Annotated in this window: 14 protein-coding genes; 7 read left to right on the top strand and 7 right to left on the bottom strand. The window is 60.4% G+C overall.

What is annotated here, in order from left to right; all coding sequences use genetic code 11:
• From HQ945_RS03735 to HQ945_RS03715, 5 genes are all read right to left on the bottom strand, one after another.
• Entirely contained in the window at nt 1–891 is an 891-nt protein-coding gene (locus HQ945_RS03735; RefSeq protein WP_425500626.1) for a 4-(cytidine 5'-diphospho)-2-C-methyl-D-erythritol kinase, read from the bottom strand.
• A complete protein-coding gene (locus HQ945_RS03730) occupies nt 891–1,076 on the bottom strand; it encodes a hypothetical protein (RefSeq protein ID WP_027230110.1) in 186 nt (61 codons plus the stop codon). Before HQ945_RS03730 ends, HQ945_RS03735 begins: the two co-directional genes overlap by 1 nt.
• Before the next feature lie 81 nt (nt 1,077–1,157).
• Nucleotides 1,158–2,015 carry a S49 family peptidase gene (locus tag HQ945_RS03725; RefSeq protein WP_113281780.1) on the bottom strand — a complete coding sequence of 286 codons (858 nt, stop codon included), beginning with the start codon at nt 2,013–2,015 and terminating at the stop codon, nt 1,158–1,160.
• A 69-nt stretch (nt 2,016–2,084) separates the two neighbouring features.
• Nucleotides 2,085–2,858 carry a tRNA1(Val) (adenine(37)-N6)-methyltransferase gene (locus HQ945_RS03720; protein ID WP_091919472.1) on the bottom strand — a complete coding sequence of 258 codons (774 nt, stop codon included), beginning with the start codon at nt 2,856–2,858 and terminating at the stop codon, nt 2,085–2,087.
• A gap of 3 nt (nt 2,859–2,861) precedes the next feature.
• Nucleotides 2,862–3,083 carry a putative signal transducing protein gene (locus tag HQ945_RS03715; protein ID WP_027230107.1) on the bottom strand — a complete coding sequence of 74 codons (222 nt, stop codon included), beginning with the start codon at nt 3,081–3,083 and terminating at the stop codon, nt 2,862–2,864.
• 151 nt (nt 3,084–3,234) lie between these two features.
• On the opposite strand from HQ945_RS03715, the gene HQ945_RS03710 reads away from it, so the two are divergent.
• The 4 genes from HQ945_RS03710 to glyS all read left to right on the top strand — a co-directional run bounded on the left by HQ945_RS03710 (nt 3,235) and on the right by glyS (nt 9,655).
• Complete coding sequence (locus HQ945_RS03710) at nt 3,235–4,251, top strand: polyprenyl synthetase family protein (protein ID WP_174207664.1); 1,017 nt, start codon at nt 3,235–3,237, stop codon at nt 4,249–4,251.
• Nucleotides 4,252–4,400: 149 nt separating this feature from the next.
• Nucleotides 4,401–6,206, top strand: a complete 1,806-nt coding sequence (locus HQ945_RS03705) for a tetratricopeptide repeat protein (protein ID WP_113281778.1) — start codon at nt 4,401–4,403, stop codon at nt 6,204–6,206.
• A 78-nt stretch (nt 6,207–6,284) separates the two neighbouring features.
• A complete protein-coding gene (locus HQ945_RS03700) occupies nt 6,285–7,244 on the top strand; it encodes a glycine--tRNA ligase subunit alpha (RefSeq protein WP_113281776.1) in 960 nt (319 codons plus the stop codon).
• Nucleotides 7,244–9,655: a glycine--tRNA ligase subunit beta gene (gene glyS, locus HQ945_RS03695; RefSeq protein ID WP_113281774.1), complete on the top strand. Its 2,412-nt coding sequence runs from the start codon at nt 7,244–7,246 to the stop codon at nt 9,653–9,655. Before HQ945_RS03700 ends, glyS begins: the two co-directional genes overlap by 1 nt.
• A gap of 41 nt (nt 9,656–9,696) precedes the next feature.
• Here the strand turns inward: glyS and HQ945_RS03690 are convergent, their stop codons facing one another.
• Nucleotides 9,697–10,113, bottom strand: coding sequence for a hypothetical protein (locus HQ945_RS03690; protein WP_113281771.1), 417 nt, complete (start codon nt 10,111–10,113; stop codon nt 9,697–9,699).
• Nucleotides 10,114–10,291: 178 nt separating this feature from the next.
• Here HQ945_RS03690 and HQ945_RS03685 point away from each other — a divergent pair, with 178 nt between their 5' ends.
• The 3 genes from HQ945_RS03685 (at nt 10,292) to HQ945_RS03675 (ending at nt 13,621) form a co-directional block, all read left to right on the top strand.
• Entirely contained in the window at nt 10,292–11,284 is a 993-nt protein-coding gene (locus HQ945_RS03685) for an L-threonylcarbamoyladenylate synthase (protein WP_113281769.1), read from the top strand.
• Entirely contained in the window at nt 11,281–12,696 is a 1,416-nt protein-coding gene (locus HQ945_RS03680; protein ID WP_113281767.1) for an FAD-binding oxidoreductase, read from the top strand. The genes HQ945_RS03685 and HQ945_RS03680 overlap by 4 nt, the downstream gene beginning before the upstream one ends.
• Before the next feature lie 352 nt (nt 12,697–13,048).
• Complete coding sequence (locus HQ945_RS03675) at nt 13,049–13,621, top strand: DUF6101 family protein (protein ID WP_027230101.1); 573 nt, start codon at nt 13,049–13,051, stop codon at nt 13,619–13,621.
• 16 nt (nt 13,622–13,637) lie between these two features.
• Here HQ945_RS03675 and ubiA read toward each other — a convergent pair whose 3' ends face one another.
• A complete protein-coding gene (ubiA, locus tag HQ945_RS03670; protein ID WP_174207663.1) occupies nt 13,638–14,633 on the bottom strand; it encodes a 4-hydroxybenzoate octaprenyltransferase in 996 nt (331 codons plus the stop codon).
• Nucleotides 14,634–14,720: the final 87 nt, after the last annotated feature.

Here is a 14,720-nt window from a genome sequence, read left to right as displayed (position 1 = left end):
TCAGTTTCCCTCCATGGCACTGTGCGTTGCAACGACGAACCAGTCAGGATGATCACGACGGAGTTTTGCCGCCGCCTCTTCGGCGTCACGGTCGCTGTCGTAAATGCCAAAGCAGGTTGCGCCGGAACCGGACATGCGCACCAGCCGCGGCGATGTCCGTTCGAGCGCAGCGATCGTATCGTCGATCCCGGGGGTCAGCGCTCGCGTCGCCTGGAACAGGTGATTGTGCGTTGCCTTGAGATAGTCGCAGACGTCGTCGAGCGAGCGCATCGCGCGCAGAGCCGGCAAGGGCGGGTTGTCGCGCTTGTCGAGGGCGGCAAAAACCTGTGGTGTCGAGATCGAAGCGCCGCAATTGGCAAGCAGAAGCGGCAGTCGCGGAAATGTCGCCATCGGTTCGATCTCTTCGCCAACCCCGCGCGCAATCAGCGGCTGGCCGTAGAGGCACATGGGAATATCGGCGCCAAGCTGCAGACCGATTGCCGCTAAAGTGTCGATGCCGACATCAAGGGCCCACAGGCTGGAAAGGGCGGTAAGGGCTGCGGCGGCGTCGGTCGACCCACCGCCTATGCCCGATGCGACTGGAAGATGCTTTTCAAGATGGATGGCAACAGGTGTTGCCCGATCTGGGAACACCGCGCGCAGCGCATCGCGCGCCTTGAGAACGAGATTGGACGCATCATCGGGCAGGGCGTGACCGTAAGGACCTGATATGGCAAAGTCATCGAGCGCAGCACGCTTGACGCTTATCCTGTCGCCGAAGCCGGCAAAGACGACGAGACTGTCGAGAAGGTGATAGCCATCGCTGCGCCTACCGGTCACGTGCAGCGCGAGATTGATCTTGGCCGGAGCCGTCAGAGTGATCGTTCGATCAAGACTGTCGAGCATTGCGATCAATCTTTGCGCAGTCGATATTCGCCGGTCTCAGGATCCTGCACAAGGGTTCCTTGTGCGTGGTTTTGTACTTCCTTCTCCGCTTCGCGCACGCGCCGCGAAACGCGCTGTGCTTCCTTCTTGAACGAGCGGTAGCCGTACACGGCAGCGACGCCGACAAGAGCGAAAAAGATCAATTGGGGCATCAAGCGCAAACCTCGAAAAGCAATCCTATCGACTTCATTCTAGCACGCTGTAGAGGGGATGAAAAACAGTCTCCGCGTCTATCAGAGACCGAATCGCGACCAGAGCGCACGCTCTTCGGCAGCGCTGATGATACCGCCGGCAATATTGGCGCCAAGCTCACCCATTCTGGTCTCGGCAGAAGGCAGCTTGCGCCCGAAGAGACCACGCGGCTGCGCGATCACCCTGAGCCGCGTTTTCGGGCCGTATTGCCCGCGAAGATAGGAGCGCATGTCGCCGAGCCCATCAACGAGACCGAGTTCCAGCCCGCGCAGTCCCGTCCAGAACTGACCGGTGAAAAGGTCCGGATTATCGGTCAGCTTCTCCCCGCGCCGTTCCTTGACGAGGTTGATGAAGGTCTCGTGGATCTCGAGCTGCAGGGACTTCAGATGTTCGACATCTTCCTTGTTCTCGGGCCGGAACGGATCGAGCGTCGCCTTGTTCTTGCCTGCCGTATAGACGCGTCGTTCGACACCGATTTTCTTGATAAGATCGGTGAAACCGAAACTCGCGGAGACGACGCCAATCGAACCGACGATGGACGAAGGGTCGGCGATGATCTCGTCGCCGGCGATGGCGATCATGTAGCCACCGGACGCGGCAACATCCTCGACGAACATATAGACTTTCTTGTTCTTCTCCGCGGCGAGGTCGCGAATGCGCCGAAAGATCAGGCGCGATTGCACAGGCGATCCGCCCGGTGAGTTCACGGAAATCGCAACGGCCGGTGAATCCTTGTCGCCGAATGCCTTTTCGAAAACGGAGGCCGCGGTCGCAAGTGAGAGATTCTGCCGGAATGGGCCGCCACCCGTCATGATTGTGCCATGCAGGCGGACAACCGGGATTTCGACGTGATCGGGCCGCCAGCGGCGTGGCAATAGTTTCCGCACGAATCTCACCAAGCGTGTCTCCTTTGTAAACAATGCTTTCGGAGCATGTAGGCGGTGCGCGACAATTCGCAATGCCGCGATCTAAAAAAGCGCGGCGAGACCGTTATTGATCGCGTCCGCCCGTTCGGTGAAGCCATTGCCGCTTGCGTGATGCATGACCAAGGCTGGCTCCAACGTCAGGCCGGCGCGGCTGCCGCGCGTTCCCTTGATCACAATACGGATAGCAGCTTCCTGCGGGCGAGGCTGAACCGGCACGATCATCAATCCGCCGAACCTGCCTTTGAGAGCGTCGAGAAGATCGGCGATCGACGTCGGACGGGCAATGATCCCGATGCCGCCGCCCGGCTTGACGATGGCGGCCGCCGTTCTGATCCATTGCTCCATCATGCCGGGCGTCATGACATGCGCCTCCGCCTTAACAGGGTCCGGAGTCGAGCGATCCGTCGGCAGGTTGAAGGGCGGGTTCATGATGGCAAAATCGAATTCATTATCGCCGAGCCCGGCGGAGATTCGCGCTTTTCCGGCAAGGGTGACGTCCGCCTCGATCACCTTGGCGCGCCCCGAAAGCGGTGCGTTTTGCGGCAGATCAAGCGAATTGCGTGCGAAGGCGGCCATGTAGTCGGAACGCTCCACCAGGGCGGCGCTGGCGTCGGGGCAGCGCGACAGGACGGCAAGGCCGGCGGCGCCGGCTCCTGCCCCGAGATCGGCAACGCGCCCGGAAAAGCCGCTCGGCACGGTGGCTGCAAGTATCATGGCATCGACGCCCGAACGGTGGCCCTTGGCGGCAGGCTGAAGCAGATGGAACCGGCCGCGGTGGAACGCGTCAATCGTGTGGGGAACGTCCCGGGCGAGCATGGTTCAGCTGCGGAGCTCCTGTTCTACTCCAGCATCTTTCAGAAGCTGCCGGGCTTCCATCTCGCGTTCGCCATCGACCATGATCCGGCGCGCGAGGACGCCAAGCGATCCCTCCATGATGCTCATGTTCGAATCGGCAATGAAATGGGCGATCCCCGCCTCTTTGAGGAGCGACTCCACGAAGGAAATCACGACGGGGTCGTTGGTGCGCATTATTTCGATCATGGCCATACCGCGTTGGAGCACAGGGTTCAGGCCAGCGCTTATCACGAATTTGTATCCCTTGCTATTTCTGCGCGCCAATTCGCCGCTTGCGGGATATATCCTGTCAAAATAAGGTGTCGCCGCATCAGGCCAGAACCGCAGGAGTTTCGTTTTGGGCGTTGTTGTCAGTCTTGACGAGAAGAAGAATACGACGGGATCAGTGCAGCCATTGGTCGATTTGACCAAGGCGGACATGGGCCGCGTCAACGAACTCATCCTTTCCAAGGCTGGTTCGGACGTCGAGATGATCCCGGAAGTGGCGAACCATCTGATCTCGTCCGGCGGCAAGCGTTTGCGCCCGATGATCACGCTCGCTGCCGCGCGCATGTTCGGCTATCAGGGCGATGGGCACGTAAAGCTCGCGACCAGTGTCGAGTTCATGCACACCGCGACCTTGCTCCACGACGATGTCGTCGATGAAAGCGACCTGCGGCGTGGAAAGAGCACGGCCCGCATGATCTGGGGCAATCAGGCGAGTGTTCTCGTCGGCGATTTCCTGCTTGGACAGGCTTTCAAGATGATGGTGGATGTCGGCTCGCTTGACGCGCTCGACGTCCTCGCAACCTCCGCTTCCATCATCGCCGAGGGCGAAGTGATGCAGCTTGCGGCCGCGAAAAATCTCGAAACGACGGAAGATGAGTATCTTGCCGTGATCAAGGCGAAGACCGCCGCGCTGTTTTCCGCCGCCGCCGAAGTCGGCCCGATCATTGCTGCCGCCTCGCGCACGGATCGCCAGGCCTTGCGCTCCTATGGGCTCAATCTCGGCCTTGCCTTCCAGCTTGTCGACGATGCGCTCGACTATGGCGGCAACGCCAAGGATCTCGGCAAGAACACGGGCGACGATTTCCGTGAAGGCAAGATCACGCTGCCGGTCGTGCTTACCTACCGGCGCGGAACCTCGGAAGAGCGCCACTTCTGGAAGGAAGCGCTCGAAAACGGCGCAAATGACGACAAGGGCCTCGAGAAAGCCAAAGGTTTGATGACGCTATATGGCGCGCTCAATGATACTATACAGCGTGCGCGCCATTTTGGCGGCATTGCCCGCGATGCGCTGGCCCCCCTCGACCGCTCGCCGGAAAAGGATGCGCTCCTCGAAGTCATCGATTTCTGCATCAGCAGGGTCAATTGACACGAAATTGATCAAGCAAAGCCGCTGTGGGGCCATCGCGGCGGTTCTAATCTTTCAATGAATGTTGAGAGAGAACCGTAAAAAGGCCATGGTTGGCTCACTGGATTCGGCCAAACATGCAAACTGGAAAGATAATGAGGTTTTCTGTTATGCGGCGTAGTAAATTGCTCGGCTCCGTTATGGGGGCAACACTCGCCGTCTTGACCGTGGGTGCAGCTGCTGCGGAGGCAGCCACCAGCAAGGCCCCGCCACCTTTGAACGCAGGCACGCTTTCAGGCGCATTTCTCTCGGCACGTAGCGCCGAGCGCGACAATGATTTCGGGAGCGCGATCAACTTCTACCGGCAGGCGCTGACATTCGATCCGAAGAACACCGAGCTGCGCCAGAGCCTGCTCCTTGTGCTTTTGACCGACGGCCAGTTCAAGCAGGCCCTGCCGATCGCCGAAGAGTTGAAGGCCGTGCCGGAGATCGAACGCTTCTCCCGCCTCGCGCTCGGCATCGATGCGATGAATCGCAAGCAGTATCAGAAGGTCAATACCCTGATGATGCTGTCGCTGCAGTCGGACCTCGACCGGATGATCACCGGGCTGATCTCGGCCTGGGCAAAGGCCGGTGCTGGCAAGCCGAACGAGGCGCTGTCGATGATCGCCAAGCTTGAGGGTCCCGAAGGCTTCAACCTGTTCAAGACATATAATTCGGCGATGATCGCCGATATGGCCGGGCAAAAGGACAAGGCTGCCAAGTTTTACCAGGACGCGATTGACGACAAGGTCAGTGTCGCTGCGGCGCCCGATACCTATGAGCGGCTGGTTGAGGCGTTTGCCTCGTTCAAATTCAGGAATGGCGATCGCGACGGCGCGGTGGCTCTGATTCAGCAAGCTTCGGAAATGCTGTCGGGACGTATGGTGCTGACCGAATTCGGCAAGGAAATTGGCGATGCCAAGACGGTGAAGCCGCTGATCCAGACGCCGCAGCAGGGCGCTGCCGAAGTGCTTTATACGATTGCGACGGCGATCGATCGCAATGGCGCCGAAGCCTTCTCCAAGCTTTATCTGCAGATGTCGATGCCGCTGCGTCCGGACAACGACGCCACTCTGTTCCAGCTCGGCGATATCAGCGCCAAGCTCGAACAGCCTGAAAAGGCCATCGACTATTTCGGCCGCATTCCCGCCGATTCGCCCTATAGCCGCGACGCGAAGATGCAACTCGCGATCAATCTGGCGATCCTCAAGCGCAATGACGAGGCGATTGCCGAGTTGAACAGCCTGCTCGGGAGCGATCCCCAGGACATGCGTACCTATCTTGCGATCGGCAGCATCTATTCGCAGGACAAGAATTTCCGGCAGGCCGCCGAGACCTATGACAAGGCCGTGGCGGCGCTGGCAAACCCCAAGCGGGAAGACTGGTCGATCTATTACCAGCGCGGCATCGCCTATGAGCGACTGAAGGAATGGGACAAGGCCGAGCCCAATTTCCTCAAGGCGCTCGATCTTTATCCGGACCAGCCGCAAGTGCTGAACTATCTGGGCTATTCCTGGATCGACATGAACATGAAGCTCGAGCAGGGCCTCGACCTGATCAAGAAGGCCGTCGCAGCGCGTCCCCAGGACGGCTATATCGTCGACTCGCTCGGCTGGGCATACTATCGCCTCGGTCGCTATGACGAGGCGGTTGCACAGCTCGAACAGGCGGTGAAGCTGCGGGCCGAAGATGCGACGATCAACGACCATCTGGGCGATGCCTATTGGCGCGCCGGCCGCAAGCTCGAAGCAACGTTCCAGTGGTCCCATGCGCGCGATTCCAAGCCCGAGCCGGAAGATCTGGCGAAGATCGAGGAAAAGCTCAAAAATGGATTGCCCGATGAAAAGGATCCGGGTGTCGCCAAAAATGGCACCGAGACGCCCAAGCCGCCCGTCGAGCCTGCGCCTGCGCCGGCACCCGACAAGAAGGGCTGATCACGTCGTTTTGCTTGACCGGTAGGAGTGCACGCCTTAGGACGTGCACTCCAATCCTTCTTGCCAAAAGGTCGCCCGGTGTCTTCCTCCTTGCCCGATCACTTGCAGCCGGCCCGCTCGTTCCAGGGTCTCATTCTGACGCTTCACAATTACTGGGCAGAGCACGGCTGCGTGATCCTGCAGCCATATGACATGGAAGTGGGAGCGGGCACGTTCCACCCGGCGACGACGCTGCGCTCGCTCGGACCGAAGCCGTGGAAAGCCGCCTATGTGCAGCCATCGCGCCGCCCGAAGGATGGACGCTACGGCGAGAACCCCAATCGTCTTCAGCATTATTACCAGTATCAGGTGATCATGAAGCCATCGCCGGCGAACCTTCAGGAACTTTACCTCGGTTCCTTGCGCGCCATCGGCCTTGATCCGCTCCTGCACGATATCCGGTTCGTCGAAGACGACTGGGAAAGCCCAACGCTCGGCGCCTGGGGCCTCGGCTGGGAATGCTGGTGCGACGGGATGGAGGTTTCGCAGTTCACCTACTTCCAGCAGGTTTGCGGTATTGAATGTTCGCCCGTATCCGGCGAATTGACCTATGGTCTCGAGCGTCTCGCCATGTACGTGCAGGGCGTCGACAATGTTTATGATCTCAATTTCAACGGACTTGAAGGCGACGAGAAAGTCACCTACGGCGATGTGTTCCTGCAGGCCGAGCAGGAATATTCGCGCTATAATTTCGAACATGCCAACACGGCCGTGCTGCTTCGCCACTTCGAGGAAGCCGAGGTCGAATGCGAGGCCCTGCTCAAGGCGGGCGCCCCCAGGGAAAGCGACAATTCCGCCATCCATAAGATGGTGCTGCCGGCCTATGACCAGTGCATCAAGGCCTCCCATGCCTTCAACCTTCTCGATGCGCGCGGCGTCATCTCGGTCACCGAGCGGCAGAGCTATATTTTGAGGGTACGCAATCTCGCCCGGCAGTGCGGCGAGGCATTTTTGCTCACGGAAGCCGGTGGCGTTAATTTCAGAAGCGAGTCCGTATAATGCCTGATCTATTGCTCGAACTCCGCTCGGAAGAAATTCCCGCTCGCATGCAGCGCAAGGCTGCGGGGGATCTAAAAAAGCTTGTCACGGATGGTCTCGTCGAGGCTGGCCTGACCTACGAGGCGGCAGGCGACTACTGGACACCGCGCCGGTTGACGCTGGACGTGCGCGGACTGACCGCGCGCTCCAAAGATATTCACGAGGAACGCAAGGGACCGAGCGTCAAGGCGCCGGAACAGGCAATTGCCGGCTTCCTTCGCTCCGCCGGTCTCTTTGATATCTCCGAGGCGCATGTCCACACCGACCCCAAGAAAGGCGATTTCTACGTTGCTCACTTGAAAAAGCCGGGTCGTCCCGCCGAAGAGATCATCGCCGAGTTGATGCCGAAAATCATCCGTGAGTTCCCCTGGCCGAAATCGATGCGCTGGGGTACCGCCTCGTCGAAGCCTGGAAGCCTGCGATGGGTGCGTCCGCTGCAGTCGATCCTCTGCACTTTCGGTCCGGAAACCGAGGAGCCCGTTGTCGTCGATTTCGAGGTCGATGGGCTGCGCGCCGGCAACGTCACCTATGGCCATCGGTTCCTCAGCGACGGCAAGCCGATAACCGTTCGCCGTTTCGATGACTACGTCGCAAAGCTTGAAAAGGCCAAGGTGGTGCTCGACGCCGACCGGCGGAAGGAAATAATCCTTTCCGATGCCCAGAACATTGCCTTTGCGTCCGGCCTTGACCTGGTCGAGGATGAGGGCTTGCTTGAGGAAGTATCCGGGCTTGTTGAATGGCCGGTCGTCCTGATGGGCGAGTTCGAGGAAGAATTCCTCGCGATCCCGCCGGAAGTAGTCCGACTGACGATCAAGACCAACCAGAAATGCTTCGTTACGCGCAAGCAGACGCTTCATCCCACCCCGGCTCTCCGGTCCGCCCCTTCGCTTCAAGAGGAGGGCAAGAATGGCCGCAACGCGTCAACCTCGCCCTCGGATGGGGGTGGTCACAGCGAAGCTGCGGGAGCTGGTGAGAATCCCCTGTCGAACAAATTCATCCTCGTTTCGAACATCGAAGCCAAGGATGGCGGACGCGAGATAGCATTCGGTAACGGCAAGGTCGTGCGCGCCCGGCTCTCCGATGCCCTTTACTTCTGGAACACGGACCAGCATGACCTGCCGGACATGCACACGCTCGCCGCCGCTGCGATCAGGTTCGATCTCGATCTTGCGAAGCCGCTCGACCAGCGCATGGCGCGGCTCGACGCGCTCAACGTTACGTTCCACGCCAAGCTCGGCACACAGGGCGAGCGCATTATCCGCATAAGGGCGCTTGCCCGCGAGATCGCACCACTCGTCGGCGCGGATCCGGCGCTTGCCATGCGCGCTGCCGTTCTCGCCAAGGCGGACCTTACGACCGAGATCGTCGGCGAATTCCCGGAATTGCAGGGCGGCATGGGCCGTAAATATGCGCTCTTGCAGGGCGAGCATCCTTCGGTCGCTGCTGCAATCGAAGAGCATTACAAGCCGCAGGGCCCCTCCGATATCGTGCCGAGCGATCCGGTTTCGGTGGCTGTGGCCCTGGCCGACAAGCTCGACACGCTTGTCGGGTTCTGGGCGATCGATGAAAAGCCGACGGGTTCGAAGGACCCGTTTGCCCTTCGCCGGGCGGCGCTCGGCGTCGTTCGACTTTTGCTTTCCAATGACTGGAAGATCGAACTGATGCCGGTCTTCGAAATGGCACTTTCCCAGTTGCGTGAAGACAGTATCGAAAAGCGCGTCGAAGGCTACGAGCAACATCAGGCCGCTCAGCAGTCGGGCGACGTCGATGGCGAAGAAGATGTCATCAACGCCGTTTCCGGTTTTGAAAAGCGCCTTCGCAGCGATGTAATCGAAGAGGCGCATCCTGTGCTGCTTGATTTGCTCGCCTTCTTCCATGACCGCATGAAGGTCTACCTCCGCGATCTTGGCGCCCGCCATGATCTTATCGATGCGGTGCTTACCGAGCGCGCCGACAACCTGTTGCTGATCGCCCGCCGTGTCGAGGCGCTCGTCGTCTTCCTCAACACGGAGGAAGGCCAAAACCTGCTCGCGGGCACCAAGCGCGCCGCGAACATTCTGAGCGCCGAGGAAAAGAAGGGAACGCAGATCGCCAATGCTGTCGATGCTGCGCTATTTAATCTGGACGAGGAAAGAGCCTTGTCCGCGGCGGTGAATCAAGCCGAGAAGGAAGCCGCGCAAGCGATTCAAAATGAAGACTTTTCCGGCGCCATGATCGCACTTAGTGCATTGCGCGAACCAGTTGATTCATTTTTTGAGAAGGTGCTCGTCAACGACGAGAACCCGGCTATCCGGGCCAACCGCCTGGCGTTGCTCGCGCGCATCCGCACGGCCACGACTACCGTGGCGGACTTCTCGAAGATCGTGGGGTGACAAAGCGTTAGGCGCTTCCTCTTTCGGTGAGCGCCTAACGTTCACTGCAGGCCTGTGCGCAGCGGCGTGTCCGCCACATCAGCGAGCGCCCTTTGCGGCACTGGCTCGCCGGCCGGCACGAGTTCGGCGGCATTCGCTGCAATCGGTGAATCAGATACCGGAGCGGCGGCGGTTGCCGTTTCGGCGGCGGCTGGAACTTCGCGCCCCTGCAGGCGCGCCATATATTGCCGCGACCGTTCGCGCCGCTCGGCATAGGCTTTCAGTCGTGCTGCTTCCGCGGCCTGCTGCGCCTCGCAAGGCGTGCAGATCGGGTTGCCGGTTGCGTCGAAACTGTCAAAACCCACATAGGAGATCGAGTTCGGCGTTGCCGATCCGCTCACAACGTCGATGGAGCCGCCTGCGTAAGCGGGGGCCATTAGCATGATCATGGCGGTGGCAGCGATAGTCTGGCGCAGCATTTTCGTCCTAATCCCCGTGACGTTTCTTTGTTAAAAGCGAGCTTTAACAGCGATTTATTGCCAAGCCTTGATTCGGATTGATACAATTTTACGCATGAACTCATTCGGCGTGTTCATCAGCCGATACTTGCGAGGCGATAGCGGCATCGTGTAGGCAAGTCCGGTATCGGAGAGCGCCTTGGCGACGATTTTGAAGACAGACGATCAGGCAGTGCGAACGGCAGCCAGTGCGCTTGCCGAGGGTAAGCTCGTCGCGATTCCGACCGAGACCGTCTATGGCCTTGCCGCCGATGCCACCAATGGCGACGCCGTCGCCGGCATATTCGAAGCCAAGGGCAGGCCGCACTTCAACCCGCTGATCTGCCATGTTTCGGATATCGACATGGCCGAACGCTACGCTGTGATCGATCCACTGTCGCGGCGTTTGATGCATGCTTTCTGGCCGGGGCCACTCACCCTTGTTCTGCCGCTCAAGCCCGATACCGCCATTCACCCCCTCGTTGCCGCCGGTCTCGACACGATTGCGCTGCGCATGCCGCGCGGCGTCGCCGGCAAAATCATCGCGGCGCTCGACCACCCGCTTGCCGCGCCAAGCGCCAACACCTCCGGCAAGATCAGCGGCACCAGCGCCGAAGCGGTCAACGAGGATCTCGGCGCGCGGATCAGCCTCATTCTCGATGCCGGCCCCTCGGAGGTCGGCCTGGAATCGACCATCGTAAAGCTCGACGGGACGCGCGTCGCACTGCTGCGTCCGGGCGGCTTGGCGGCTGAAGACATCGAGTCGGTCATAGGGACCAGGCTCGAACGCATTGATCAGCGTGCGGCGATAGAGGCGCCAGGTATGATGGCTTCACATTATGCGCCCTCGGCGCGTGTGAGGCTGAACGTGCATGACGTCAGGGAAGGTGAGGCACTGCTGGCATTCGGGCCGAGCCGTGCCCAAAAGGCTGAAAATGCCAGTGCCACCCTCAATCTCAGCGAGACGGGCAACTTGCGCGAGGCGGCCGCCAACCTCTTCGACTTCATGAAGCGCCTCGATCGCCTGAAACGTCCGGTGATCGCCGTGGAGCCCATACCTTTCGAGGGACTTGGCGAAGCGATCAATGACCGGCTTGTTCGTGCCGCCGCACCCCGTGACGCGGCAATTGCTGAAATGGATGAGATAAAATGAGTTTGACGCCTGATCTTCTTGCGCGCTTTTCCGCCATCGTCGGCGAGGGCAATGCGCTGCGCAACGCCCACGATATCGAGCCGTACCTGATCGAACCGCGCGAAAAATTTGGCGGCAGGACAGCGCTGGTCCTGCGACCCTCGACCGTCGAGGAAGTCTCGGCGATCCTGAAACTCGCGACCGAAACCGGTACGGCGATCGTGCCGCAAGGTGGCAATACCGGGCTCGTCGGCGGGCAGATGCCCGATGCCAGCGGACAGCAGGTGATCCTTTCGCTTTCGCGGCTCAACCGCATTCGCTCCATCGACCCGGCAGGCAACCTTGCCATCGTCGAAGCCGGCGTCATCCTCCAGACGTTGCAGGAGACAGCGGAACGCGAAGGCCGGCTGTTTCCGCTGTCGCTCGGTTCAGAAGGATCGTGCCAGATCGGCGGCAATCTCTCGTCGAATGCCGGCGGTACGGCCGTGCTTGCCTATGGCAATACGCGTGAACTCTGCCTCGGCGTCGAAGTCGTGCTGCCGACCGGCGAGATTCTCAATGACCTTCGCTATGTCAAGAAGGACAATACCGGCTACGACCTCAAGGACCTCTTCGTCGGCGCGGAAGGAACGCTTGGCGTGATCACCGCGGCGGTCATGAAGCTCTTTCCCTTGCCGCGCGGCAAGGGCGTCGCCTATGCCGGGCTGGCCAACCCCGAGGATGCCTTGAAACTGCTGGCGATAGCGCAAAGCCATGCCGGACCGTCGCTCACCGGTTTTGAGCTGATGCCGCGCATCGGGGTCGAGTTCTCCGTCGCGCATACCGATGGCGTGCGGGATCCGCTGCAGGGCGTCCACCAATGGTATGTCCTTATCGATATATCCTCGTCGCGCTCCGCCGAGGATGCGCGCGAGACCATCGAGGCGATCCTCACCGAAGCCTACGAGGCCGGTCTTGTCGAAGATGCGACGATTGCCGACAGCACGGCGCAGGAGAAATCCTTCTGGCACATGCGCGAGGCCATGTCGCTCGCCCAGAAGCCCGAGGGCGGATCGATCAAGCACGATATTTCCGTGCCAGTCGCCCGCATTCCCGAATTCATCGCCGAGGCCGACGAGGCTGTGCTCGATCTTGTTCCTGGCGCGCGCATCGTCTGCTTTGGCCATATGGGCGACGGAAACCTCCACTACAACATTTCGCAGCCGGTTGGTGCGGACAAGGAGGCGTTTCTAGCGCGCTGGGTCGAGGTGAACACACGGGTCCACGGTATTGTCCGCGCCTATCGGGGCTCGATTTCCGCCGAGCACGGCGTCGGCCAGTTGAAGCGCAAGGAAATCGCCGAGACGAAATCACCGGTGGCGCTCGACCTGATGCGCCGCATAAAGAAGGCATTCGATCCGGCCGGAATCATGAACCCCGGCAAGGTGCTTTAGCTCCTGGTGGATTTAGCTTGGATCGCCCCCGGTGCAGGGCCTACCGGGCTTTGGCTTTTAGCCTCAAAGTATCTTCACCCTTGGGATGGGCGGCAGCCCACAGGGTGGTGACATGCCCAGTGCACGGCTGTATCCCTAACCTTTCATTCATCCGCCTTACCAAAATCTTGGAGCCGGTTGGTTTTCGATAACCATCCTTCGCGATGAGAAAGAGTTAACCCCGTTCATTAAGCGGGATTGGCAGAGTCGGCGCCTATTGTTTCCCCATACGAGACCGAAAACGGTCCGCTCTACAGGGAAATAAAACGAGATGACCGGAATACCGGCTCTCAGGATCGACAGAAGGCGTCACATGAACAAAGCCGGAGCCAAGCCGGTTTGGGCAGGTCGGGAGTTCCGGCTTGATCCATTCCACCTGCCACAAACGGTCACCTATGCCACGCGCGATGATCGCGGCGATGTCACTTTCACGCTGCATGAGCGCGGCGCGGTGGTAAAACGCCTGTTGCCGGCGAGCCATTTGCCGGTCTCACTAGCATTGCCGGCTTGCGCCTTTCTGGGCGTTACCGCGCGGGCAACCGAAGACGAACTCGGCGATATCACCGTCACGCTCGAACTCATGCACACCGACCCGCATCTTTCCGTACCTCTGCTGGTCGCCCACGACCTCAACGACATCGCCGCCGACTGGCGCGCCTGGTCCTCGCTGTTCGCCCTGCCGATGATGCTGGTCGAGGAGGACGGTATTGCGCGGCAGCTCGAACAGAGCATCGGTCCTGTGACCGTTTCCGCGCCGAAGGAGCGCCGGCAGGGCCGCGAGCCTCGTCGCCGCCGGCCAAGGTTCCTCGCCCGGCGCAAGGTCGGCGATCTCGGACTGCGATTGGTCATCGGGGGCCAGGAGGTGATTGCCCAGGGCTCCAGATAGGCCGGAGCCCCGGCAATCAGAACATCGGCTTGACCACGGTCCACAATCCGCCGAAGACGAGGCCGAGGAAGATCAGCCAGCCGACGACGCTATTCGACTTGAAGAGGCGCAGGCACTCTGAAGGGTTTTCGATATCGAGGGTCATGATCTGCCGGTACATATGCGCGCCGGCGGCCAGCAGGCCGGCGACTGCTGGCATCGGCACTTCCGCCATGGCAAAGGCCCAGAGAAACAGCGCCAGCGCTCCTCCGTAAAGGATCATGAGCGCTTCGAGCGTGCGGTTGCCGAAAAGGCGGGCGGTTGAACGCACGCCAACAAGCGCGTCGTCTTCCTTGTCCTGGTGGGCGTAAATCGTATCGTAGCCGATGACCCAGAGGATCGTTCCGGCATAAAGCAGGACAGCCGGCCACGCGAGCGCGCCGAAATGCGCCGACCAGCCGACAAGCGCGCCCCAGGAAAAGGCAAGCCCGAGCACGAGTTGCGGCCAATTGGTGATTCGCTTCATGAACGGATAAATCGCGACGATCACCAGCGATGCGATGGCAAGCAGGATCGTGAAACGATTGAACTGCAGCAGCACCACCAATCCGACCAGGGTTTGCAGAATGAGGAAGACCTTGGCCTGCTTGCGCGTCACCTGTCCTGATGGCAGTGGCCGCGAGCGCGTGCGTGCCACCTTGTTGTCGATATCCTCATCGGCAAGGTCGTTATAAGTGCAGCCGGCGCCGCGCATGGCGATGGCGCCGACGAGGAACAGAACAAGGTGATAGGGCGAGGGCAGGACCGACCAGATCGGGTCGCCTACCTTTGCGCCAGCGCTGGCGGCGAGTGCCGCGCCCCACCAGCAAGGCCAAAGCAGAAGCCACCAGCCGATGGGACGGTCCCAACGCGCCAGCTGGGCATAGGGCCACAGCCAGTTCGGAAGCGTGCGATAGACCCAATGGCCCGACGGCGCGTCGAATACGCGGCCGCGCGATTGTGTCGACTGGATCGTGTCTTTCTCTGAAGTCATGGCCTGACCTTGCAGCGGGCAGCGATGCAGTCAAGCATTATAGACGTATTTCCGGGCAAATTTGCGCGAGGTGCTTGACCCTCAAGC

The sequence above is a fragment of the Phyllobacterium pellucidum genome, assembly GCF_013327855.1.
GTDB lineage: Bacteria > Pseudomonadota > Alphaproteobacteria > Rhizobiales > Rhizobiaceae > Phyllobacterium > Phyllobacterium pellucidum.
Note: the sequence above shows the minus strand (reverse complement) of the source record. Positions and strands in the feature narration are given on the sequence as shown.